Origin of the sequence: Mycobacterium kubicae (assembly GCF_015689175.1) — a bacterium.
Classification (GTDB): domain Bacteria; phylum Actinomycetota; class Actinomycetes; order Mycobacteriales; family Mycobacteriaceae; genus Mycobacterium; species Mycobacterium kubicae.
In genome coordinates, this window is the sequence record NZ_CP065047.1 from 1,693,969 (window position 1) to 1,715,640 (window position 21,672).

18 protein-coding genes and 4 pseudogenes are annotated in these 21,672 nt (G+C 64.2%); 15 read left to right on the forward strand and 7 right to left on the reverse strand.

Annotated features, from left to right (window positions below):
• The first annotated feature begins 64 nt into the window (after positions 1–64).
• The 4 genes from I2456_RS28395 to I2456_RS08025 all read left to right on the forward strand — a co-directional run bounded on the left by I2456_RS28395 (position 65) and on the right by I2456_RS08025 (position 2,655).
• Positions 65–145, forward strand: coding sequence for an excalibur calcium-binding domain-containing protein (locus I2456_RS28395; protein ID WP_241007960.1), 81 nt, complete (start codon positions 65–67; stop codon positions 143–145).
• Between the two features lie 11 nt (positions 146–156).
• Complete coding sequence (locus I2456_RS08015) at positions 157–474, forward strand: YbaB/EbfC family nucleoid-associated protein (RefSeq protein ID WP_068164042.1); 318 nt, start codon at positions 157–159, stop codon at positions 472–474.
• Positions 475–520: 46 nt separating this feature from the next.
• Positions 521–1,855: an amidase domain-containing protein gene (locus I2456_RS08020; RefSeq protein ID WP_139823012.1), complete on the forward strand. Its 1,335-nt coding sequence runs from the start codon at positions 521–523 to the stop codon at positions 1,853–1,855.
• Positions 1,856–2,289: 434 nt separating this feature from the next.
• Complete coding sequence (locus I2456_RS08025) at positions 2,290–2,655, forward strand: hypothetical protein (RefSeq protein ID WP_085072916.1); 366 nt, start codon at positions 2,290–2,292, stop codon at positions 2,653–2,655.
• Between the two features lie 22 nt (positions 2,656–2,677).
• On the opposite strand, the gene I2456_RS08030 is transcribed toward I2456_RS08025, so the two are convergent.
• Both I2456_RS08030 and I2456_RS08035 read right to left on the reverse strand, forming a co-directional pair.
• Positions 2,678–3,430: a dienelactone hydrolase family protein gene (locus tag I2456_RS08030; protein WP_085072915.1), complete on the reverse strand. Its 753-nt coding sequence runs from the start codon at positions 3,428–3,430 to the stop codon at positions 2,678–2,680.
• Between the two features lie 537 nt (positions 3,431–3,967).
• The gene (locus I2456_RS08035; protein ID WP_241007961.1) at positions 3,968–4,678 is read right to left on the reverse strand and encodes a DUF1906 domain-containing protein; all 711 of its coding nucleotides are present in this window, start codon (positions 4,676–4,678) and stop codon (positions 3,968–3,970) included.
• Between I2456_RS08035 and I2456_RS28400 the strand changes: the two genes are divergently transcribed.
• On the forward strand, positions 4,605–4,784 hold the full coding sequence (locus tag I2456_RS28400; protein WP_241008045.1) for a hypothetical protein: 180 nt from the start codon (positions 4,605–4,607) through the stop codon (positions 4,782–4,784). The two genes, I2456_RS08035 and I2456_RS28400, sit on opposite strands and share 74 nt — an antisense overlap.
• 203 nt (positions 4,785–4,987) lie before the next feature.
• Positions 4,988–6,982, forward strand: a complete 1,995-nt coding sequence (locus I2456_RS08040) for a PE domain-containing protein (RefSeq protein ID WP_163703812.1) — start codon at positions 4,988–4,990, stop codon at positions 6,980–6,982.
• A 42-nt stretch (positions 6,983–7,024) separates the two neighbouring features.
• Here the strand turns inward: I2456_RS08040 and I2456_RS08045 are convergent, their stop codons facing one another.
• The 3 genes from I2456_RS08045 to I2456_RS08055 form a co-directional block, all read right to left on the reverse strand.
• On the reverse strand, positions 7,025–8,023 hold the full coding sequence (locus I2456_RS08045; RefSeq protein ID WP_085074031.1) for a glycoside hydrolase family 6 protein: 999 nt from the start codon (positions 8,021–8,023) through the stop codon (positions 7,025–7,027).
• Between the two features lie 148 nt (positions 8,024–8,171).
• Positions 8,172–8,891: a PaaX family transcriptional regulator C-terminal domain-containing protein gene (locus I2456_RS08050; RefSeq protein ID WP_241007962.1), complete on the reverse strand. Its 720-nt coding sequence runs from the start codon at positions 8,889–8,891 to the stop codon at positions 8,172–8,174.
• 560 nt (positions 8,892–9,451) lie between these two features.
• Complete coding sequence (locus tag I2456_RS08055) at positions 9,452–10,048, reverse strand: TetR/AcrR family transcriptional regulator (RefSeq protein ID WP_085074032.1); 597 nt, start codon at positions 10,046–10,048, stop codon at positions 9,452–9,454.
• A gap of 326 nt (positions 10,049–10,374) precedes the next feature.
• On the opposite strand from I2456_RS08055, the gene I2456_RS08060 reads away from it, so the two are divergent.
• From I2456_RS08060 to I2456_RS08090, 8 genes and pseudogenes are all read left to right on the forward strand, one after another.
• Positions 10,375–12,006 (forward strand): fatty acid--CoA ligase, encoded by a 1,632-nt coding sequence (locus I2456_RS08060; RefSeq protein WP_085074033.1) that lies wholly within the window; start codon positions 10,375–10,377, stop codon positions 12,004–12,006.
• Positions 12,007–12,076: 70 nt separating this feature from the next.
• Positions 12,077–13,471: pseudogene (locus I2456_RS08065) on the forward strand (acyl-CoA dehydrogenase family protein); the annotation flags it as partial.
• Positions 13,472–13,602: 131 nt separating this feature from the next.
• Positions 13,603–14,616 (forward strand): annotated as a pseudogene (locus I2456_RS08070) (IS256 family transposase); the annotation flags it as partial.
• A 116-nt stretch (positions 14,617–14,732) separates the two neighbouring features.
• Positions 14,733–15,782, forward strand: coding sequence for a tyrosine-type recombinase/integrase (locus I2456_RS08075; RefSeq protein WP_007172498.1), 1,050 nt, complete (start codon positions 14,733–14,735; stop codon positions 15,780–15,782).
• The gene (locus tag I2456_RS08080; RefSeq protein ID WP_007172497.1) at positions 15,779–17,722 is read left to right on the forward strand and encodes a tyrosine-type recombinase/integrase; all 1,944 of its coding nucleotides are present in this window, start codon (positions 15,779–15,781) and stop codon (positions 17,720–17,722) included. Before I2456_RS08075 ends, I2456_RS08080 begins: the two co-directional genes overlap by 4 nt.
• Before the next feature lie 46 nt (positions 17,723–17,768).
• A pseudogene (locus tag I2456_RS08085) lies at positions 17,769–17,987 on the forward strand (transposase); the annotation flags it as partial.
• A gap of 58 nt (positions 17,988–18,045) precedes the next feature.
• A pseudogene (locus tag I2456_RS28405) lies at positions 18,046–18,369 on the forward strand (hypothetical protein); the annotation flags it as partial.
• Between the two features lie 190 nt (positions 18,370–18,559).
• Positions 18,560–19,432, forward strand: coding sequence for an AraC family transcriptional regulator (locus tag I2456_RS08090; RefSeq protein WP_241007963.1), 873 nt, complete (start codon positions 18,560–18,562; stop codon positions 19,430–19,432).
• 45 nt (positions 19,433–19,477) lie between these two features.
• Here I2456_RS08090 and I2456_RS08095 read toward each other — a convergent pair whose 3' ends face one another.
• Both I2456_RS08095 and I2456_RS08100 read right to left on the reverse strand, forming a co-directional pair.
• Positions 19,478–19,831, reverse strand: coding sequence for a hypothetical protein (locus I2456_RS08095; protein WP_085073486.1), 354 nt, complete (start codon positions 19,829–19,831; stop codon positions 19,478–19,480).
• Between the two features lie 54 nt (positions 19,832–19,885).
• Complete coding sequence (locus tag I2456_RS08100; protein ID WP_085073505.1) at positions 19,886–20,632, reverse strand: alpha/beta fold hydrolase; 747 nt, start codon at positions 20,630–20,632, stop codon at positions 19,886–19,888.
• 151 nt (positions 20,633–20,783) lie between these two features.
• On the opposite strand from I2456_RS08100, the gene I2456_RS08105 reads away from it, so the two are divergent.
• Complete coding sequence (locus tag I2456_RS08105; RefSeq protein ID WP_085073485.1) at positions 20,784–21,662, forward strand: HpcH/HpaI aldolase/citrate lyase family protein; 879 nt, start codon at positions 20,784–20,786, stop codon at positions 21,660–21,662.
• Positions 21,663–21,672: the final 10 nt, after the last annotated feature.

Here is a 21,672-nt window from a genome sequence, read left to right on the forward strand (position 1 = left end):
GTCGAGCAATCTGCCGCACTATTACCCGAATTGTGATGCGGCCTGGGCTGACGGCAGGACGAACATCCCGAGGGGTGACGCCGACTACCACCCGGCGCTGGACCGGGACGGTGATGGTGTTGCATGCCAGCGCGGCGGTGGGTAAGCCCTTGATCAATGACTTATGACTCTGCTGACTTCGACAGCCTGGCTACGTTGCTGGACAAAGTGGCTGGCGAGGCCCGGTCAGAGGGCGGCCTGGTGGAGGTCAAGGTCGACAGCCGAGGTCGAGTCGCCGAAGTGTGGCTGGACGACCGAGTGTCTCGTGTCCCGGCGGATCAACTCGCGGAGGCGATTGCAGAGGTGTGCGGTGCGGCGTTCAACGACCGGCTTGACCGCCTGGCCGACGTGATCTCTGACTACGACCGCACACACGGTCTTCCCAGCGGTGTGCTGGACCATCTGCACGCCGCTATCGACCGGTTGAGGCAGTAGTGAGCAGGTCGATGATCAATGGCAGACGGCCTGTTGCGTATCAGCAGTGTGGTCGAGCCGCACCCGGCATACCCTGTTAACGTTCCGCCTATTCGATAGTCATAGGGGAGGGGTTGTGGTCACCTTCGCGCAGTTGCGCGACGCGCACCCCGCCCTGTGGCAAACCGCCGCAGATGACCTATTGGCGGTAGCCAAGCAATCCGAGCGGACGGCCGGCAATATCCACGCCAATGGTGCCAAACCGCTTGAAGAGCACTGGCCCGATCACACCGGCACTCTGGCGCGCAATGTGCTGGTTCAGGTTGCTGGGCGAATGGTCAATACCGGCGTACTGGCGCGCGGTGCCACCACTCCGTTGGACACATTGCAGGACGCGGTGGAGATTGCTCAGCGGGAATTGAACGCTGCGGTATCCGAGGCGACAGCTAAGGGCTTCTCAGTCGGTGACGACGGAAGGGTGAGCCTGCCGACGGCGAGCGTTGACCCCGTCGGCGATCTAATGACCGCGTTGAGATATCAGCAACGGATCGCTGACGCGGTTGAGGCCGCCACTCAGGCCGACCAGCTCTGTGCCGATGCCTTGAGCGCGGTGAGCCTTAACCCCGACGACATCACCAGCGAGCAAGCGCAGAACGCGCAGGGCGTGGCAGTGCGCAAGGCGGTTGAAGAGATGCGCGATCAGCTCCCAGATGGCCTAACACCCGAAGAAGTCGGGAAGTGGTGGGCGGCGTTGACTCCGCAACAACAGCTACAACTTCGTCTTGCTGCTCCCGTGGAGTTGTACGACCTACCCGGCATACCCGCCGAAGTCAAAGCGCAGCTGACCAACGGCGGCAACGGCTACAACCCTATCGAGGCCGTCAGGTGGGCGTACGCGAACGCCCCCAACGAGGGCCTCAACCGATTCCCCAACAACTGCGCGCTATTCGTGTCCGAATCGCTGCGGGCAGGTGGTCTCTCAGAGGTGGAAGGGCGTTGGAGCAAAGAGGATTGGGCAAACCCGATACCCAACATACCTAGTGTCCATATTCCCTTTTCCGACAGAAATTTCGACGCCGACCAGTACCGATATACGAAGTCCTGGTACAACGCCGACGAACAACGGAGTTTTCTTGTCAATAGCGGAGGATCCGCAGTTCCTCTGTCGCAGACCCGTCCCGGCGATGTCATCTATTTCAACTGGACCGACTCGGCCGCACATAGCGGTGAAGTCAGCCACCACGCAGCGATCGTGTCGAGCGTCCTTCCCAACGGGGAAGTGCTCTACACCCAGCACACGCCGGGCGCGGTCAACTACAGCCTTGAGGACCGGTTGCCGATCAGGCTCCAAGATCAAGATCCACAGAGCGTGGTCGTCATTCGCCCGCCAGGAGTGCAGTGAGCAATTTCGTTGTGGCGAGGCAGGCAAGATGGTGGTTCGTCGCTGCCGCGACACTGCTCGCCGGTTCATTGGTGGCGCTGTACGTAGGTGCATGGCGAGTTGACGCTTGGGTGCATCAGCTGGAGAGCAATCACTGCGCCACGCCCTGGCCGCCTGCACCAAACCTCACCGCGCCAGGGTGGGCGACCGTCGGGCTTGTTATCCCCACCATGATCTGCCTGGCGGCCGCTTCAGTGCTAGTCCTGATCGGAAAGCACCGCCGGTGGCTGAAAGTTACTGCGATCCTTGGCGTATTAGGAGTTCTGCTGGTGTCGTTGTTCATCTTGCTCATCGGGTACAGCGATGCAACCTCCGGTGTTGACCGTTATACCGTGAGTGGCAGCGACGGAGGGCCGTTGTGTCCGGCTTCGGGATAGGCGCTGAGGGGAGATCAAATGAGCGGTGACTTCGTGCAAATCGCACCCGCCGAAGTCAAGAACGCTGGAAGGACCATCGAGTCTGAGGCGGCCGCGGCGCGCGCCGCACTCGTCCCGCTATTCGACTCGGCGCAACCGGCGGCCAGCGGAAACCCCGGCTTCGTCACTGGGCCGAAGTTGGTGGCTTTGGCGGACGGGCTCAAACGCGAGATGGAGTCCACGATCACCAGGTTGGCCGGAACGGGCAGCGCCATTGTCTCCTCCGCCCAAGCCATATACAACGCGGACAACACTCACGGCATGAACATTGACCCCGAAAACGCCGACGGCATCAGCCGTATTGCCACTGCGCTCAACGGACTCGCACAACCACCATCGCGGTGACTTTGGTGTTGACCTAGCTTGATTAACGCTCGTTTGTCATTGACGAAGGCGGGCACTTCAGGTGCCGGGTGAAGAATCGGGCTGCGTCGTCCCCGGCGAACTCGGGAACGCCGGTGTGCCCGCCCATGTTTGCGTGCAACGTCTTCTCCTGTGAGCCGAAGGCGTCGAACAGATCCAGCGCCAGCTGCCGGTCGTTTCCTTCGTCGTCCCATTGCAACAGGACGTGCAGCGGGATCGCGACTTGACGGGCCTCGTCGAACATAGAGCGGGGCACGAAACTGCCGGCAAACAGACCGGCGGCCGCGATGCGCGGTTCGACCACCGCCAACCGGACCCCGATGGCGATCAGCCCGCCCGAATACCCCGTCGGGCCGCTGATCTCGGGCAGGGACTGGAGCGCGTCGAGGGCGGACTGCCATTCCGGGACCGCCCTCTCGACCAGGGGGATGACAAGCCGCTCGACGATCTCGTCGACCGGCTCCCCGGCCGCCAGTGCCCGGTGCAGATCGGCGCGGGCCTGCTCGGCGTCGGATGACCGGCGGCGCTCACCGCTCCCGGGAAGCTCGATGGTGGCCGCGGCGAAGCCGTCCGCCACGGAACGCCGGGCTCGGTCCGCGAGCCGCGGGTACATCGTGCGCAGTCCGCCGGGGTGGCCGAGCAGGATCAGCGGCGCCGGTGAGGAAGTGGGCGTCCATAGGATGCCGGGGATCTCGCCGAGGGTGAATTCGCGTTCGCGGCTGCCGTCATCGAGGCGCTGTTCGGAGATGAAGTGCATGGTCGTGCCTTTCGGGAGTGCTCGTTGAACGGCGCTCCCGGACGACCTATCGCCGGACCGTGACTCCGAACAGGAGCACCCACGTTGATGCGTTCACGGGTACCACCTCCTCGTCCTCTTGCACGGTCTTCGGAACGTAGCAGCTGTCGTCGTTGGCTGCCAACCGGTTTCACGACAGCGCCTTGGCCGCACGCTCGGAGCCGTTCGCCTGACCCGAAGGTGCGACGTCAAGGACCCCGAACCTGTCCAGCACTGGTGATGCTCTGCAACTGACACCCTTGGGTAAGCCAGCTGTGGTCGCCGAGGTTCACTGAGACGTGGCTAATCGCAAGCCCTTCGAGAATGTTGCCTGCGTTCAGGACGGTGCCGCAGATCCGTACGCTCCCACCGTCGCGCCGTCGTACAGCGGCCAGTACGTCGTCGGCGGCACTAACTGCCCGATGAGTCGATGAGGTGGTACAACGATTCCAAGAAGCGGTTCGCCACCCTGTCGGAGATCTGATTACTGGGTCAACGGCAATCCCGTATGAGCTGGGCTCAGGGGTGCAGGCTCCACTGACCGCAATCCTCGGCAAGGACATCGTTGACGTCGACTTCTTGTCCTCCAACTACTGGGCCTGGATTCGACGCCGTACTGACCACGCGTTGGTAGAGAACCGCGGCCGGATCGATTCGGCTGCCGGACCAAGCTTTGGTCTGCCAGGCCCACCGGCGGCCGGGCGTGCGCGAATTGCCGATGACGCCGTCAGCCGCGGCCCATTGGCATACGTCGATACCGCCGTAGACGCCGGTGCGCTGCACGCCCAGCACCGAGTTGATTCCGCGAAACCACTTGAGCGCCACGTTGTTCCAGGTGTCGTGGTTTATGTCCTCGTCAATGGTGAAGAAGATCGGTGCACTCTGTCCACCACCCGCCGCGGTATGCAGCTTCCAGGCGGTGCGCGCATCGGCGACGCCGCCGTCAAACCCGCGCTTGAAGTCCGAGGGTGCTGTCCCGCCGGGTTTGCCGTATTGGTAGTTGCTGACAATCATCAGCCCCGCTGCTTTCAGCTGCTCGGCGTAGGGCCGGGTGATCGGCTTGGCGCCGAAGGACGAGCCGGGACGCGATAGCGAGACGTAATTGATGACCCCGGAGTAGCCAGCCGCGCGGATGTGTTCGGCCGGAATTTGGTGCATGGCGAAATCGATCAATTTGGGCGGTGCGGCAGCCGTGGCAGGGACGGTGGCAATTGCCGATGCCGTATACAAACTTGGCAGCGCCGACATGGCGATGGCGCAGCGCAATACGTCGCGCCGGGACATATGGGGTGAATGCCGGAGGCATGAATTCACCGACAAGTCGTGCATCGCGTGATGTTAACTATGTGACATTTGTTAACAGAAGGAGCGTTTTGGAGCTGATATCAGATCGGTGTGAGCGGTTCACCGGGCAGACCGATTCGACGTTCTGAGGTCTCGTGCAGCGCCGCGCCACTCGCGTCGGTGAATTGCCCGAAAACGCGCGCAAAGCGTGCCAATATTTGCCTGTCCATACGTTTGCCGGCTGGGAGGACCACGATGTCGTATTTATTCGCCACGCCGGACCTGATCACCTCGGCTGCGGCAGGTGCGGAGGGGATCGCCTCCTCGATCAGAGCGGCGAATCTGGCGGCGTTGGCTCCGACCAGCACGCTGGCCGCTGCCGCTAGTGACGAAGTGTCGGCGGCGATTGCCTCGCTGTTCTCCAGCTATGGCCAGGAATACCAGGCGCTCAGTGCGCAAGCGGCGGCGTTTCAGGAGCAATTCGTCCAGGCATTGAGCAACGCCAGCCGGGCGTACGCGGCCGCCGAGGCCGTCAACGCGGGCCCGCTACAGACCATCGCCGACCAGATTCTCGGTGTGATCAATGCGCCGACGAACTTGCTGTTGGGGCGTCCGTTGATCGGCGACGGGTACAACGGCACACCCGGCACCGGGCAAGCCGGCGGGGACGGCGGGATTTTGTGGGGCAACGGCGGCGCCGGCGGATCGGCTGGGTTGCTGGGCCAGACCGGTGGGCGCGGCGGCAATGCCGGGTTGATCGGTAACGGCGGGGCCGGCGGCGCGGGGGGTCTCCGAAGCGGCGCCGGCGGGGCCGGTGGCGCGGGCGGATTGCTGTGGGGGAATGGCGGGGCGGGCGGCACCGGAGGCATCGGTGGGGGAGTCAGCCCCGCGGGGATCGGTGGAATCGGTGGCCGCGCCTGGTCTTTATTCGGCGCACCCGGCGTGACCGGCCAGTCCGGCTTCTATGACCAGAACCTGAACATAGTCACCCCGCAAGAGGCCGCCTTGCTGATGTTGGCGACGCCAAACGAGAATTTCCTATTGATCGGCACCGACGGCACCAATCTCAGCAGAATTCTGGCCGACCCCGCCGGCACCCCGAACTTCCATTTGTTGATGGACCAGAGCGTCACGTCTGCGTCGACGATCGTCGGGCACACCAGCGTCTCCAACCCGTCGTGGACGACCATTCAGACCGGTGTGTGGAGCGAGACGGCCGGCGTGACCAACAACGTCTATACCCCGTGGACCTATGACAACTGGCCGACCGTGTACAACCAACTCGAGGCGGCCTACGGCAACCGCGTCGATACCACGGTCATCGGCAACTGGCCCGTCATCACCGACATCGCCGGCGCCGGGGCGTTCCCCGCCGACAACATCCAATTCGTTCCGCACTCCGCGAACGACCCGTACTGGGTGGCGTCGCAGAACACGGTCGGCACACAAACCCAAGCCGCGATCCTCAACGCCAATCCCAACAAAGGCAATTTCATCTTCTCCTACTTTGTAGGTGTCGACGAAATGGGTCATCAATACGGTGGCGCGTCTCCTGAGTACGCCGCGGCCCTTCGCAACATGGACTACAACCTGGGCCAACATGTCGCTGGCCAACCCGTGGACACTAGAGGCGTTCTAGGAGCGGTAGCCGATTGGGAGGCGAAGCCCGCCAACCTCGGCGAGAAGTGGGACGTGCTCATGGTCACCGACCACGGTCACATCGATCCCAACCAGTTCAACCGCGGTCACGGGTTCCAATCACCGCTCGAGACAGCGACATTCCTGATGTGGGATCAAGCAGGCTCGAACCTCCCCGGCGATAACGGGCTCATCAACAACTCGTGGCAAATAGTCAGTACGACGCCGACAATCATGAATGAATTCGGGATTCCGCAGCTGCCTTACATGCAGGGTGCGCCCCTGACCTCGCCCGTATTCAACGGCACGTACGTTGATCCCGGTGACAATCTGTTCAGCGTGCTCAGCGCCGACTTCGCCTCGCAAGGCTATCCGGATCCCATCGTCAACTACACCCTCGACGCGCGCACGGTCGCGGCCACGATTCCCTACTTCGTATACGACCCGATTCAAGGCATCGTCGATGCGGTGCCCGACTTCCTACAGCTACCGGTGTCATGGATTGGCGCCGGTATCTACCAGTCGCTCAACATTCCCGCTCAACTCTTCGTCCGCTTCACCGGCGTGACCGGCAACCAGATCATCCCGCCGGTCCTCAACCCGTTCATTTAGGAGTTCGGTCGCTCGGGTACAAGAGCCAGCCGGGTAGTAGGACTAGTGTCCCGCCCCGCGGGCCAAGTCGATGGCGAACTGATTGACGAACGTACCCGCCGGCGGATCACCCTTGTCGCAGGTTCCGTCGGATTCGCCGGGACGTTTGATCCACAAATAGGCGTCGGCGTGCGCGCCTCCGGTCGCCGCGGTGGGCGCAGCGCCGAGTGCTCGACCGCTGGGGTTGCACCAGTTGAGCGCGGAGTCGGGCGCTGGCCCGGCGCCGTTGCGCGAGGTGTCGACCACATAGTGCGAACCGTTCGTGAGGCCGGATATGGCTTCGCCGTAACCGATTTCATCTTCGGTGGTGAAGAAGTTCGCGGTGTTGACGCTGAATCCCCGCGCGCGGGCGACACCGGCCTGGTTGAGCCTGGCGGCCATGTCCTCGGCGCTGTGCCAACGTAAGTGCCCAGCGTCGACGTATACCGCCGCGGCCGGGTCGCGCGTCAACGTCTCGACAGCGTAGCGAATCAGGTCGTAGCGTTCCTGGCGCTGATCAGCTGACAGGCAGTCGGCCATGGCCAGCGCATCGGGTTCCACGATGACCGCCGCCGGGGACGAGCCCAGGTCCGCGGCGATGCCGTCGACCCAGCCGCGGTACTGCGCGCCCGACCCGAAGCCCCCCGCAGCGAAGCTGCCGCAGTCGCGATGCGGGATTCCATAGAGCGTGAACACCGGCAAGGCGCCCGCGGCTGCCGCGTCGCCGCTGTACTTCGCGACCGTCGCGGCCGACGAGCCCGGGACGATCCAGTAGGACTGCGGAGTGTTGGCGATGGTGGTCAGCTCGGGACTTGGCGGATTGGCCTGCTGCGCGGCGCGCATTGCCGCCGAGTTCGGGTTGACGTAGAAAGGCATGCCGGCCAGCGGGTTGGCGTCAGCGGCCAACCGCACTGCCGGGGCAGGATTGACCTGCACCGGGCCGGCAACAAAACCGGCGACGGCCGCGGCCGTCAGCAAGGGGGCGAGCCACCGCGTGACTGTTTTAGAAGCTGAGAACATCACCCCAGGAAATTAGCAGGGCCCCGAGCGCCGATTGCCGGCGCGGATCAGGTCGACGGGCGGGCGACGGATTGTCCGTGCGCGTATGTCGGCCGGACGTAGCGTCACTTCACCTCGACCGGCCCCGCGTGTCGATGACCCGGAGCGATTGCTATGTCGCCACAGCGTCGGGCCGATAACGACTGTCGGAGACTTCCGCGGCGTACTCGGCGTATGCCGCCCGCAGTTCATCGCCGGGCCAGCGGGGAGGTAACAGATTGTCCGGCAGTACCGGATCGGTCATCAGGTGTCGCATGATCGCGGCCGCGGCAACGAATCGCTCAAACGCGTCGGAACTGTTGTCCAGTGCCTGAAGAAGCTCCCGCCCATGCTCTGCCCAGCCGGGAAGATCCCACAACAGGCCCGCGAGCTCAGCGGGTGCGTTGTCGTACGTGTAAAGGATCCGCACTCGCTCCTGCAGATCGACGGGCAGCTCGAGTTTGAGATTGTCAGGGCGTATCCACACGCCCTCACGCAATTCAGCCAACCGGTTGTCATATAACGCTTTCCGGGCATCAGCACGCGTCCGGGGATCGGTTCCGACGCTGGTAATCACCACCGTTAGCCAAGATCCGCGCCACACACGCGTCGGCGGCCGCAGGGCGTCATCTTGTTTCCGCTGCCGGGCCAACAATCGATCCGAGAGACGGTAGCCGTCCGGGGATCGGACCAGGTCGCCGTTGACGACCATCCGCGTAAGCGCTACCCGCAGCGCGGCATCGGAGATCGCGAAGCCTGAAGTGAGTCGAATCAATTCGCCCGACGTTGCCGACGGCGGGTGCAGGCCCAGTAAGAGGCTCAGGATCACAGAGCGCGCTGTGAGCCGGTCAATATCGCGTAGCATCTCTTTACCTCTCACGATGAACGCAGTATGTGCGGCCATTTGCGATGCCGCACAAAAACTTTGGGGATGACGTGTCGATCCGCATAGGTCGAGAGGATCACGCCGTTCCTCTGGACTGGTCGAGGATCGGTAGCAGATCCCGCCAGCCTCTCCGGCGTGATGCGGAGCGTCGGCAACGAAGGTCCGATATGTCCAGCCGGGCCGACCACATACCCATCTGACATGTAGATAATATTACAGTACAGATACAGCCGCACAAGGAGTGTAATCCTCGAGATCTTCGTCGCCCTCCCGAGGCTAGGACCGGCGGCGAGGTGCGGCGCTACTTTCCTATGGCAGATCCTAACCGTCGGCCTTGCGGCTGCCGCGCACAATATAGCTGTTAACGCGGTGTTCGCACACGCCCTCGACTGTTCCCGGGCCACATCGCCGCGGTCGTCAGGCAATAGCGCCGGCTTGTCATGAGGGCGAACTATGGGTAACACAATCGATACGGCTGTATGAATTCCGTAACGCACGCTCGCTGCGTCAGCCAGCGCCCCCGCGAGTCAATCCGCAATACTGCGAGCCGCGCTGCGCATCCAGCGGGCGAACTTCGTAGAGCTTCGAGGGTCGCTCGGATCGATTTCGGCTCGCAGCTCCTCAGATGTGGCGCAGCGAACCAGGCCCACGAGTTGTATGGCCTGGAACCGCATCGTTGCGGTAGCAGGTCTTCCAGCTTCGCGAGCGAGCTCCTGGGTGATGCGGTCCTCCAAGATTGACCATCGCCGCAATATTCCCGTCTGCAAGGCGGGCGACTCGCCGTACACCCAAGATGAGTTCAATATGCCGGCGACAGCCTCTGGTTGCTCGCGGAATCTATCGATCAAAGCGTCGGCTACGGCCCGCGAGGGTGAAGTTTGCTCCGACCGCGACGCCAGTGCCGCCACCAGCGTGTCCACCAGGTCGTAGTCGGAGAAGGCGAGATCTTCTTTGGACCGAAAGTAGACGAAGAGGGTCTTTACCGACACGTTGGCCGCATCGGCAATCTCGGCGACAGTCACCTTGTCGAATCCGCGTTCTGCGAACAGGCGGTGCGCCGCTTCGAGGATCGCACGGCGGGTCAGCGCTTTCTTGCGGTCCCGCAGCGACATGTCTGCTTCCATGGAACCCTTTCTAGGCAGGTGAGCGCACTGCGCGCAAACACTAACTTACGAAAGCCGCTTACGTTTGACATTAGGGCTGCATGCCGCACGGTCGAGCCAGGGCGAGGCCGCGACAGGCATCACCCCGGCGTAAAGGTAAGTGACTTACTTTATAGCTTGACTTACTGTTGACTTCGACTTACCGTCTGTATCGGGTTCGCGCAGACTCGGTTTCCGAGCTGTAGTGAGGCCCCCCGACGATGGAGTTGAGGGGCGCTGCACCAACGCCGCGGGGGTGTTGGTCAAAGGCATGAATCCGGTCAAGTCACGAAGTAAAGAGGCCTTAGGTGAAGAGCACGATGCGGGAAACTCCGCTCCTTACCAAGGAAATTCTTCGACACGGCACCGCGCTGTGTGGAGATCAGACGGTGGTGACGGCGACCGCCGACGGCTATCGCAGGGCCACGTTCGCGGAGATCGGGCGTCGCGTGGCCAACTTAGCGCACGGGTTGCGCGGGCTGGGGGTCAGCGGTGATCAGCGGGTGGCGACGTTTATGTGGAACAACCAGGAACACCTCGAAGCGTTCTTCGCGGTGCCCTGTATGGGAGCTGTCTTGCACACGCTCAACATTCGATTGGGTGCCGAGCAGCTCTCCTACGTTGCCAACCAGGCCGACGACCGGGTGGTGATCGCCAACCACTCGCTGCTCCCGCTGCTGGCCGAGGTGCTGCCCCAGCTCAGCTCCGTGCATACGGTGGTGGTGGTTGGCGACGGCGCTCTGGACGCTCTAGCCCCGTGCCGCAAGAACATAATTCGCTATGACGAACTCCTGGACGGGCAACCTTGCGAGTTCGACTGGCCTGACATGAGCGAAACATCTGCTGCCGCAATGTGTTACACCAGCGGCACGACTGGCGACCCGAAAGGCGTCGTGTATAGCCACAGGTCGACGTTCCTGCATTCGATGGCGGTGTGCATGCCGAACGCCATGGCGGTTACCGCCGGTGACCGAATTCTGCCGATCGTGCCGATGTTTCATGCCAACGCCTGGGGTCTGCCCTACGCCGCCATGATGGCTGGGGCCAGCCTCGTGATGGCCGACCGGTACATGCAGGCCAGTCGGTTAGTCGACATGATCGCGGAGCACAACGTGACGATTGCCGCGGCTGTGCCAACGGTGATCAACGACGTCATGTGCTACCTACGTGACAATCCCGGCCACGACGTGTCATCGCTGCGCTTGGTCCCCTGCGGCGGCTCCGCCGTTCCGCACAGCTTGATGAGGGAGTTCCAGGACAAGTACGGCGTGCCGATCCGGCAGGCGTGGGGTATGACCGAGACGTCCCCGCTGGCCGCCGTGGCGTGGCCGCCGGCGGATGTCCCTGACAACGAGCACTGGCCGTTGCGTAATACCGCGGGCCGCCCACTATGCGGAGTTGAGGCTCGGGTCGTGGCGGACGACGGTCGCGTCTTACCTCGCGATGGCAAATCGGTAGGGGAGCTTGAGGTTCGGGGGCCCTGGGTCACCGCCTCGTACTTCGCGGACCACGACTCGGGACGGTCCGAGGACGGCTGGTTACGTACGGGCGACGTGGCCAGCATCGACTCGCGCGGGTTCATCACTTTGACAGATCGTGCCAAAGACGTGATCAAGTCTGGGGGCGAATGGATCTCGTCGGTCGAGTTGGAGAACCACCTCATGGCCCACCCCGCTGTTATGGAGGCGTGTGTGGTGGCCGTACCCGACCCACGGTGGCAGGAGCGGCCGTTAGCGGCCGTCGTATTGAGTGACGGTGTCGACGTCTCAGCCGGGGAGTTGCGTAGTTTCCTTGGCGAGCGGGTGCCGCGCTGGCAACTACCCGAACGGTGGGCGTTCATCGACGAGGTGCCGCGGACGAGCGTCGGCAAGTTCGACAAGAAAGCCGTTCGCTCGCGGTACGCCCAGTCCCGCTACGACGTCGTCACCTGTCGTGACTGACGAGATGCCTTTTCGCGCAACGGTTCCGAGCGTCGGGCAAAGAAATTCATCGCAAAAGGAGAACTCCCGCATGGAAAGCACGACCACACGCTCCGGCCGGTCCGCATACGACACGCACGTTGTCATCAACCAAGTGCCGCCGATGGAAAGCTTCAACCTGGCACTCGATCCAGCCCTTCGGGAGGCGCTGATCCGCGAGAGCGGGGAGTGGGGGCTTGAGGAGGTCACCGGTTTCGGCGCACGCTGCGGTAGCCGCGAGGTTCAAGGGTGGAGCGACCTGGCCGACCGCAACCGGCCCATCCTGCACACCCACGATCGGTACGGGCACCGTATTGACGAAGTGGAGTACGACCCTAGTTACCACCACCTGATGGAACTGGCGATCACTAACGGCCTGCACGCTGGACCTTGGGCCGACGACCGCCGCGGTGCTCACGTTGTGCGGGCCGCGAAGGTTTCGGTATGGGCCGCCAATCCGGCCATACTGTGCCCGGTCTGGATGACCTACGCGGCCGTCCCCGCCCTGCGCCATAACAGCGAACTTGCGACCGTGTACGAGCCCCTGCTGACCAGTCGCGCATACGTTCCCGGCAACGACGTAGCCGGTGCCAAAGCTGGCATCACCGCCGGCATGTCGATGACCGAGAAGCAGGGCGGCTCCGACCTGCGGGCCGGCACCACACAGGCGAGCCCGAACAGCGACGGCAGTTTTAGTCTCACTGGGCACAAGTGGTTCACCTCGGCGCCGATGTCGGACATCTTTCTGGTGTTGGCGCAGGCGCCGGGCGGTTTGAGCTGTTTCCTGCTGCCGCGGGTATTACCCGACGGCACCCGCAATCGCATGTTTCTGCAGCGGCTCAAGGACAAGCTCGGCAACCATGCAAATGCGTCCAGCGAGCTCGAATACGACGGTGCCACAGCGTGGTTGGTCGGTGCGGAGGGTCGCGGCGTTGCCACCATCATGGAAATGGTCGGCATGGGCCGGCTGGACGTCGCGCTGGGCAGCGCGACCCTCATGCGCGTGGCGCTGACCCACGCTGTCCATCATGCTCAGCACCGAAAGACGTTCGGCGCCTATCTGATAGACCAGCCTTTGATGCGTAACGTGCTTGCCGATCTGGCGGTGGAGGCGGAGGCCGCCACCATCGTCACCATGCGGTTGGCCGGCGCCGCTGACAACGCCATCCGCGGCAATGAGCGCGAGGGTGTGTTGAAGCGGATCGGCGTGGCGGCAACCAAGTACTGGGTCTGCAAGCGAGCAACACAACACGTCGGCGAGGCGATGGAATGTCTCGGCGGCAACGGCTACGTCGAGGAATCCGGAATGCCGCGGCTGTACCGAGAAGCCCCGCTGGCCGGAATCTGGGAGGGGTCGGGCAACGTCAGCGCATTGGACACACTGCGCGCGCTGGCCACTCCGGACTGCGTCGACGTACTCTTCGACGAATTGAGCGCAGCGTCGGGTTGCGTCCACCAAGGTGGTGTACGAGTCGGGCCGTGAGTTGAGTACCGGCGTGTCGTAGCCGGATAGATGAGGGTCATCGCGTGATTCTTCGAGAGACCGTCCAAAGTCACTCGAGCAAAGGAATCGACGCGATGACCGCTGCCCACGATATCGACTTGCCGGCGCTGCTGGCTGAGCGACTCACTACCACCCACCCTGATGTGTTGCGCGAGCTAGTGGCCACGTTCATCCACACGCTGATGGGCGCTGAAGCCGATGCGCTGTGCGGCGCGGGTTACGGTCAGCGCAGTGCTGAGCGCACCAACTCCCGTAATGGCTATCGGCATCGCCAGTTCGACACCCGCGCAGGTTCTTTGGATCTGGCGATCCCCAAGTTGCGGCAGGGCTCGTACTTCCCGGACTGGCTGCTGGAACGCCGCAAGCGTGCCGAGCGGGCGTTGACCACGGTGGTGGCCACCTGTTATCTGCTCGGGGTTTCGACGCGACGGATGGACAAGCTCGTGGAAACCCTCGGGATTACGTCGCTGTCGAAGTCGCAGGTGTCGGTGATGGCCAAAGAACTCGACACCGCCGTGGAAGCCTTCCGCACCCGGCCCCTCGATGCTGGCCCGTACACGTTCATGGCCGCCGATGCCCTGGTGCTCAAAGTCCGCGAGGCCGGCCGCGTGGTCAACGTGCACGCGCTGATCGCGGTGGGCGTCAACGCCGAGGGCTACCGCGAGATCCTGGGCGTCGACGTCACCACCGCCGAGGATGGAGCGGGCTGGTTGACGTTTCTGCGGTCGTTGACCGCCCGCGGCCTGTCCGGGGTGGCACTGGTCACCAGCGACGCTCATGCTGGCCTGCTCTCGGCTGTCGGGGCTACCTTGCCCGGCGCGTCCTGGCAGCGCTGTCGCACCCATTACGCCACCAACTTGATGGCAATTACCCCTAAGAGCTCCTGGCCGTGGGTAAAGACGCTGCTGCATTCGGTGTTCGACCAACCAGACGCAGCTTCGGTTGCCGCGCAATATGACCGGATCATCGACGCCCTGTCCGACAAGCTGCCCAAGGTCGCCGATCACCTCGAAGCCGCCCGGTCCGATCTGCTGGCGTTCACCGCATTTCCCAAGCAGATCTGGCGCCAAATCTGGTCCAACAACCCTCTATCCGTTAACCGGCTCTCCGGGGACACGGTTCGGGCTGCAGCGTGAGGTTCACGCACAAGCGCTGAGCACGGATGGATGCTGTCTGCATCTCGGTGGGGGAAGGCGGAGCGGCGATGCGGGTACTCAAGAGCGACAGCGGATATGTCCTGGAGGGCGACTGGGACGGGCAGGACGCGGTGAACGCGTTTCTCAACCATTTGGCGGGACGGGGGTTCAGCGCGGCCACGGTGCGGGCCTACGCATTCGACGTCGCCAATTTGAGCCGGTTCCTCGTCCAGCAAGCGGTCGGGCTCGCCGCGGTCGATGCGCCGTTGGTGTTCGACTGGATCGACTGGCAAGGCGTCCGCCGAACGGACCAGCCCACCGGCGGTCACCGCTCGTCGACCCCGCCGGCAGCTTCGACGGTGAACCGCCGGGTCGCGGCAGTGCGCGCGTTATTCGAGTATCTGGTGATGACCGGTGTCTGCACCGACAATCCGGTGCCGTCGCCGCGGCGGGGACAGGGGCTGCGCCAGTCGCAGCGGGGGTTGCTCGGTCATCTGGGTCCCGGGCGTGCACGCAGTGGCGGTAGGTTGGTGCGTCAGCCGCAGCGTCTTCCGGAATCGTTGTCCACCAACGATGTCGACGCGTTCCTGGCGACACTGGCAACGCACCGGGACCGGGCGATGGTGCTGGTGATGCTACTCGGAGGGCTGCGTTCGGCCGAGGCGCGTGGCCTGCTGCTCGCCGACGTCGATATGGGCCGGCGCCGGCTTCGGGTGATCGGCAAGGGCGGCAAGGAACGTCATGTCCCGGTCGATGCGGCGTTCTTCACCGAGCTCGCCGCCTACCTGCGATGGGAGCGGCCGCCGGGGTTGGCGACGCCGCAGTGCTTCGTAGTGCTGCGCGGCCCGACGACCGGTGCACCGGTCAGCGAGGCCGGGCTGCGCAGCCTGTTCCGTCGGCACCGGGAGACCTCTGGCGCCACAAGAGTCCGCCCGCACCGTTTACGGCATACCTACGGCACCGAATTGTCGGCGGCCGGAATCGATCTGCTGGCGTTGCGGGCGTTGATGGGGCATGTCTCGCCGGAGACCACGGCCCGCTACGTGCATTTGTCGATCGAGCAGCTCGCCGCCGAATACGGTGCTGCTCGTGCGACGTTGGCCGGAGCCCGGCAGTGACCACGGTGTTGGTCGGCCAACCCGTAGGCGCCGACGAGGTGGTGGCGGATTATCTCGACCACGTCGCCACCCTGGGTTTGAGCGGGCGGGCGGTACGCGACCGGATTCGGATCGCTCGCGACTTCACCGCACGCCACCGCGACCTGCACGCCTGGATGACGCTGCCGGCAGCCGAGCGGATCGCCGAGATACGGGACACCGGGGCGTGGCCGCTGATCTGTCACACGATCGGCACCGGCCGGTTACGGCTGGACGTCGAGCTGGCCGCGGTCAAACAGTTGACCGGGCTGGGCCGCGCAGTGGAGGACCGGGATCCGAGCGGATTCGCCGCGTTGCGGAATGCGGGAATTCGGTTGGGCTGGAGGAGTTCCTGGGTCGAGACGGTCCTCGGCGAATGTCTGGCGGTAGTGCTGGCACACCACGGCGGAATGGTCGCCGACCTGACCGGCGACGCGCTCGACGACTTCGACGCCGCGCTGTCACGTACCGTGGTGCCGCCATCGTCGCGGCGGGCATACAGGGGGCGGCTGGCCAGCCTGCGGCAGCTGTTGTTCGAGACCGCGGTCATCGACACCGCGCCGAAACGCCGGCGGTGGGCCCGTAGCCTCGAGCAGCGCTTCACCGAGGTGGAGATGCCCGACCCGATCCGTCAGACGTTGCTGCGCTACATCGGCGTGCGCGCGGCGGTGCTGCGGCCCAAATCGGTCGAGTCGCTGATCAACGACCTGCTGCCCTTCGCCGAATACCTCACCGCTCACCATCCCGACGTCATCAGCCTGCGTGAACTCGACCGGAGCTGCATCGAGGGCTACCTGAAATGGAATCGCACCCGGGGCTGGCGTGGTCAGCGCGCCGCCGCGGGCGCCGGGCGCACCGTCTCGGCCGCGGTGGCCCAGTCGGCAGTGCTCAGTCTGCGCAACCTGCTCGACGACATCACCGCCTGGGGCTGGGCGCAGGCCCCACCACGGCGGTTGGTATTCGCCGCCGACGTCCCCAAACTCGACCAGCCGTTGCCACGCGCGCTAGCACCCGATGTGGACGCGGCAGTGATGAACGCCGTTGCCCACCTGCAGGATCCGTTCGCCCGCATCGGCCTGACCGTGCTGCGTGGTGCCGGCCTGCGGGCGGGGGAACTGCTCGACCTCGAACTGGGCAGCATCATCGACTACGGACCGGCCGGAACCTGGCTGAAGGTGCCACTGGGCAAGCTCGCCACCGAACGCATGGTCCCGCTCTCCGCCGCGACCCTCGCCGCGCTCGACGAGTGGGTCGCCCTCCGCGGCACGCACCGGCCGCTGCCGCACCCACGCACCGGCGTGCTCACCGACTTTCTGTTCACCCGGCACGGACGCCGCCTGGGCTACACCCGGCTGCGCAACGGGCTGCTCACCGCCGCTGAATCCGCCGGGTTGCACCGTCCCGACGGCGGCGTCCTGATGGTCACTCCACATCAGTTGCGCCACACCTGGGCCACCGAACTCGCCAACGCCGGGATGAGTCTGCAGGCCTTGATGTCCTTACTCGGGCACGTCACTCCACAAATGACGATCCGCTACGCCACCCTGGCCTCGCCCACCCTGCGCGCGGCCTACGACGAAGCGATGGGCAAGATGCGCCGCCAGTTCACCCTCACCCCGGTCGGCAAACCGATCCTGCCCGACAAGGTCGGCTGGCTGCACAGTGAAATGCTGAAAACCCGCGTTGCACACGGATACTGCGCTCGCCACGAATCCGCGGGCGCGTGCCCTTATGCCAACATCTGCGAAACCTGCGACAACTACGTCACCGCCCCCGAATTCCGCGACACGCTCACCGACCAACTCGCCGACGTCCAGGCCCTCAGAACCGACGCCGAGTGCCGCGGCTGGACCGACGAAGCCGCCCGCCACGACCGCGTCGCCCACGCCCTTACCGACCACCTCCAGCGCCTCGATCGATGAACATCCCACCCCGACGGGTTGACCCGCCCCCGAGGGCCGGATAAAAGAGCGCCTTAATAAAGAGATCCGCCGTCGCACCGACGTCGTCGGCATCTTCCCCAACCGCGACGCCCTGATTCGCCTGGTCGGCGCTGTCCTGGCCGAACAACACGACGAATGGGCCGAATCGCGCCGCTACCTCGGCCTCGACGTCCTCAGCAAATCCCGCCTCTCAACCGACACCCCCACAGAACAGGAGGACACCCCCGCGGCACTAACCGCCTAACCACGACAACGAAGAATCACACGACGACGTCGTACACCACATCTCTGGACTTGACCCAGCGTCGGGAGCCGACCCCAGACTGGACACGCATATCCAGACGCTGCGCCGCGCACTCGTCGACCACGACTCGCTCGCCTACCGGTCACGCATGCTTGCCGAGAACATCTGTCTGGCTCTGCAGGGTTCACTTCTCGTCCGTCACGGTGATTCCGCAGTCACCGAGGCGTTCCTGGCTACCCGCCTGGCGCATGACTGGGGCGGCTCTTTCGGAACGCTACCCCCACAGCTGGATGGGACACCCATTCTGCAGCGGGCGACGGCGGCTATCGCGGGTGGTTGCCCGCTGAAAGCCAGGGCTCCGTCTGCCCTCGCGGTGAAGTGAACCTCAACCGGATGGCCCTCTAGTGCGAGGACTACACATGTATGAAGGTGCCTTGCGAACGGACGTTGATGCCCACGCATGGATGAAAGCGAACACGTTCGAAAGCTTCGGACTGGTGTGTTGCGGCCAACCTCACCTCAAACTGTTGAGTGATCCAGATTCGTTTTCGCTCACCCAACGCGTGGGTCGCATGGGCCCTATCACGCTGTCCGAAATCACGGTCGGATCCGACTTGGCTATGGACGACGGCGAGGTGTGCGGCAGCTATCGGGTGCTTGTGCTCAATTCTGGCCGCACGGACTGTGTACATAGAGGTTTGTCGGTAACCGGCGGTCCCGGAACCGCGGCGGTATATGCACCGGACGGACTCGGGACCGGACGATGGGCCGCGGGAAGCAGAATGATCTGTGTCAAGATCAACCGTTCCGCCATCGACGATGCTCTCAGCGATGCAATCGGTAGGCAACTGACGTCTCAGCCCGTTTTCACGCCGGTCCTACCACCCAATGCCGCACCGACCCGCAGCTGGATCAATCTGCTGGTGCATTTCAAGGAGCAGTTCTTCTGCCCCGACAGCCTGCTCAATCAACCGTTCGTCGGGCTGCCGTTCGTAGACAGCTTGGTGCGCGGGCTGCTCCTGGCCGCTGACCATTCTCACCGTGAGGCCCTCGCGGAAGACGTCACGATGATTGCGCCTCGCGCGGTTCGCCGCGCAATCGAAATCATGGAAGAGGAGGCCGATTTGCCCTTGACGCTGTCTTCCATCGCCGCCCGCACTCACGTCAGCGTCCGTTCCCTGCAGCAAGGATTCCGGCGATACCTGGAAACATCGCCGATGGTATATCTGCGTGAAGTACGGCTGCACCGAGCCCACCAGGCCCTGCTGGAGTCCGATCCGTCGATGGTCAATGTGGCATCAGTCGCCCACCGCTGGGGCTTCAGTAATCTAGGCCGGTTCGCCGCCGCGCATGCCGACCGCTACGGCGAGGCCCCTTCGGTTACGTTGCGCCGCAGAGCGTTTCGGTCCAACGCGATAAAGACATCAACGCTCACTTCCCGCTGACCTGGGACGCAACAGTCGGCGCAGATTGGGACGTCCGAACCGGCGTCACTTCCGTTGCTGGCGCTTGGATTCCCGCACCGCATCGGCAGCCTCGTGCACTTGGCGGAATATCTGCCCGAAATCAGGCATCCGTGCGCGCGCGGCCAGCAACGGCGCCGGCGAACCTGCCACTTCGGGCAGATCGAGCACCAACCATGCCCCGAATTTGTGCGGTTGTACCCGGAGTAGCAGCGTCTCGAGTTCGTCTTCGAGCACCACGGGGACCTTGACGAACTCTCCCTGTTCGGCTTCGTCAAGCCGGCGACGGACGTCCTCGAGGTCGACGTCGGTCGCAAGGCGCCACCGCAATTCCTGGCCAGTCCGGTGAGCTGACGAGTAGAGCACGAGATACTTCGCCACAACCTGTCCTTCGCCTAGAGCTGACTACGAGAGCGTAAGTGAACGACCGTTCGATTAGCCAAGCGTTTGCCAGAAGTCGGTGAGGGCGGCTGCGCCGCGGGCCGGGTCCTGCAGCATCCACCAGTGGCCGAGCCCGTCGAGCACCTCGACGCGTGCTCCGGCCCGCTCCGAGGCGCGGCGCCGGATTTCTTCTGGCCCCGCGTAAGGGTCGTCGGTGGCCAGCAGCGACAAACCCGGCCGGGCCGCCGCCTTCTCCAACGCGCGGCCGGCTTCGGCCATCGCCGGTTGGGCGGCCGAACGGTACAGCTGCAGAATGGCTCGACCCATCTCCGGTCCTTGCGCCACGGCCAGCGAGGTGGCGATGTCGGCGGGCATGCCAAGCCCGGCCATCAGGTTGGCGCGGTCCCGAAGCGTTCCGCCCAGCATGGTGGCCAGCGACTGCTCGCCTTCGTCGGGCGTCTGCCAGATTTGGGCCATATCGTGCCAGACGTAGTCAGGGTCGAACACACCGACGACGTCGCTGACCCAGCTGCGCACCAGCTCGGGTCGGTGCATGACCACATTGACGACGTGTCCGCCGCCCCAGTCATGCCCTACGAGGTCGATCGGACCCTCGATGCGCTCGAGTTCCCCCTCGAGCCAGTCGCGGTAAGCAAGGTAGGTCGCCGGGAAGTCATCCGGCAGCGGTGCCCCGAAGCCCGGCGGGGACAAACGCACCACATCCTCGCGACCCAGGACGTCGACCAGCGGGCCCCAGATGGCATCGGTCTCGGGATTGCCGTGCACCAGCACGACGGTCATGGCGCCCTCCTTCATGTTTTTCCCGCCTATTGTCGCGCTGAGGCGGGCAAAAGCGACACCCTTACTTCTGCGCGACCGCTGGCGGCTGAGGCCAACCCCGGTTGTCCTACGCTGACGGGTGCTCAACCGACCGACAGAAAGCGAACCAGTCATGGCGCCCACACTGCGCCCACGCCGATCGGCCCTGTACCTGCCGGGCAATAAGCCCCGCGCGCTGGAGAAGGCCGAAACCCTGCCCGCGGACGTGTTGATCTTCGATCTCGAGGACGCAGTTGGCCCCGACGCGAAAGTCGAGTCGAGACGCAAGGTTTGCGTGGCCATCTCGTCCGGTAGGTACCGGCCGCGCGAAATCGTGGTGCGCATCAACGGAATAGACACCGACTGGCACGACGACGATCTGGCCGCTGTGGCCGAGTCAGCCGCCGACGGAGTGCTGGTACCGAAGGTCCAGACCGGCGCGCAGGTGCAAGCGCTGGTCGCCAGGCTGGATGGTGCGCCGGATAGTTTGCAGCTGTGGGTGATGATCGAAACACCGTTGGCGTTCCTGCGGATTGAGGAGATCGCCTCGGCCAGCGATCGCCTCGCGGTCATGGTCGTGGGTACCAACGATCTAGTGAACGAGTTGCACGCACTGCATGTCGCCGGACGCGCGCCGATTGTGCCCGCTTTGGCGCTGGCGGTGTTGGGTGCCAGGGCGGCCGGAAAGGCCGTGCTGGACGGTGTATTCAACGACATCACCGATGAAGCAGGCTTCGTCGCCGAGGCTCGCCAGGGCCGCGAAATGGGTTTCGACGGCAAGACGCTGATTCATCCGTCTCAGGTCGCTCCGGCCAACGATGTGTTCGGTCCCTCCGAGAAGGAGCTTGCCGACGCCAACAAGATCGTCTCGGCCTATGAGCAAGCCCAGGCGGCAGGGGACAGCGTGATCACCGTCGACGGCCGCATGGTCGAGAGCCTGCACGTGCGCGACGCTCAGCGGATCCTTGCGCTGGCCGCTCGCATCTCCGAACTGCAATCACAATCACGCTGAAAACGACTGC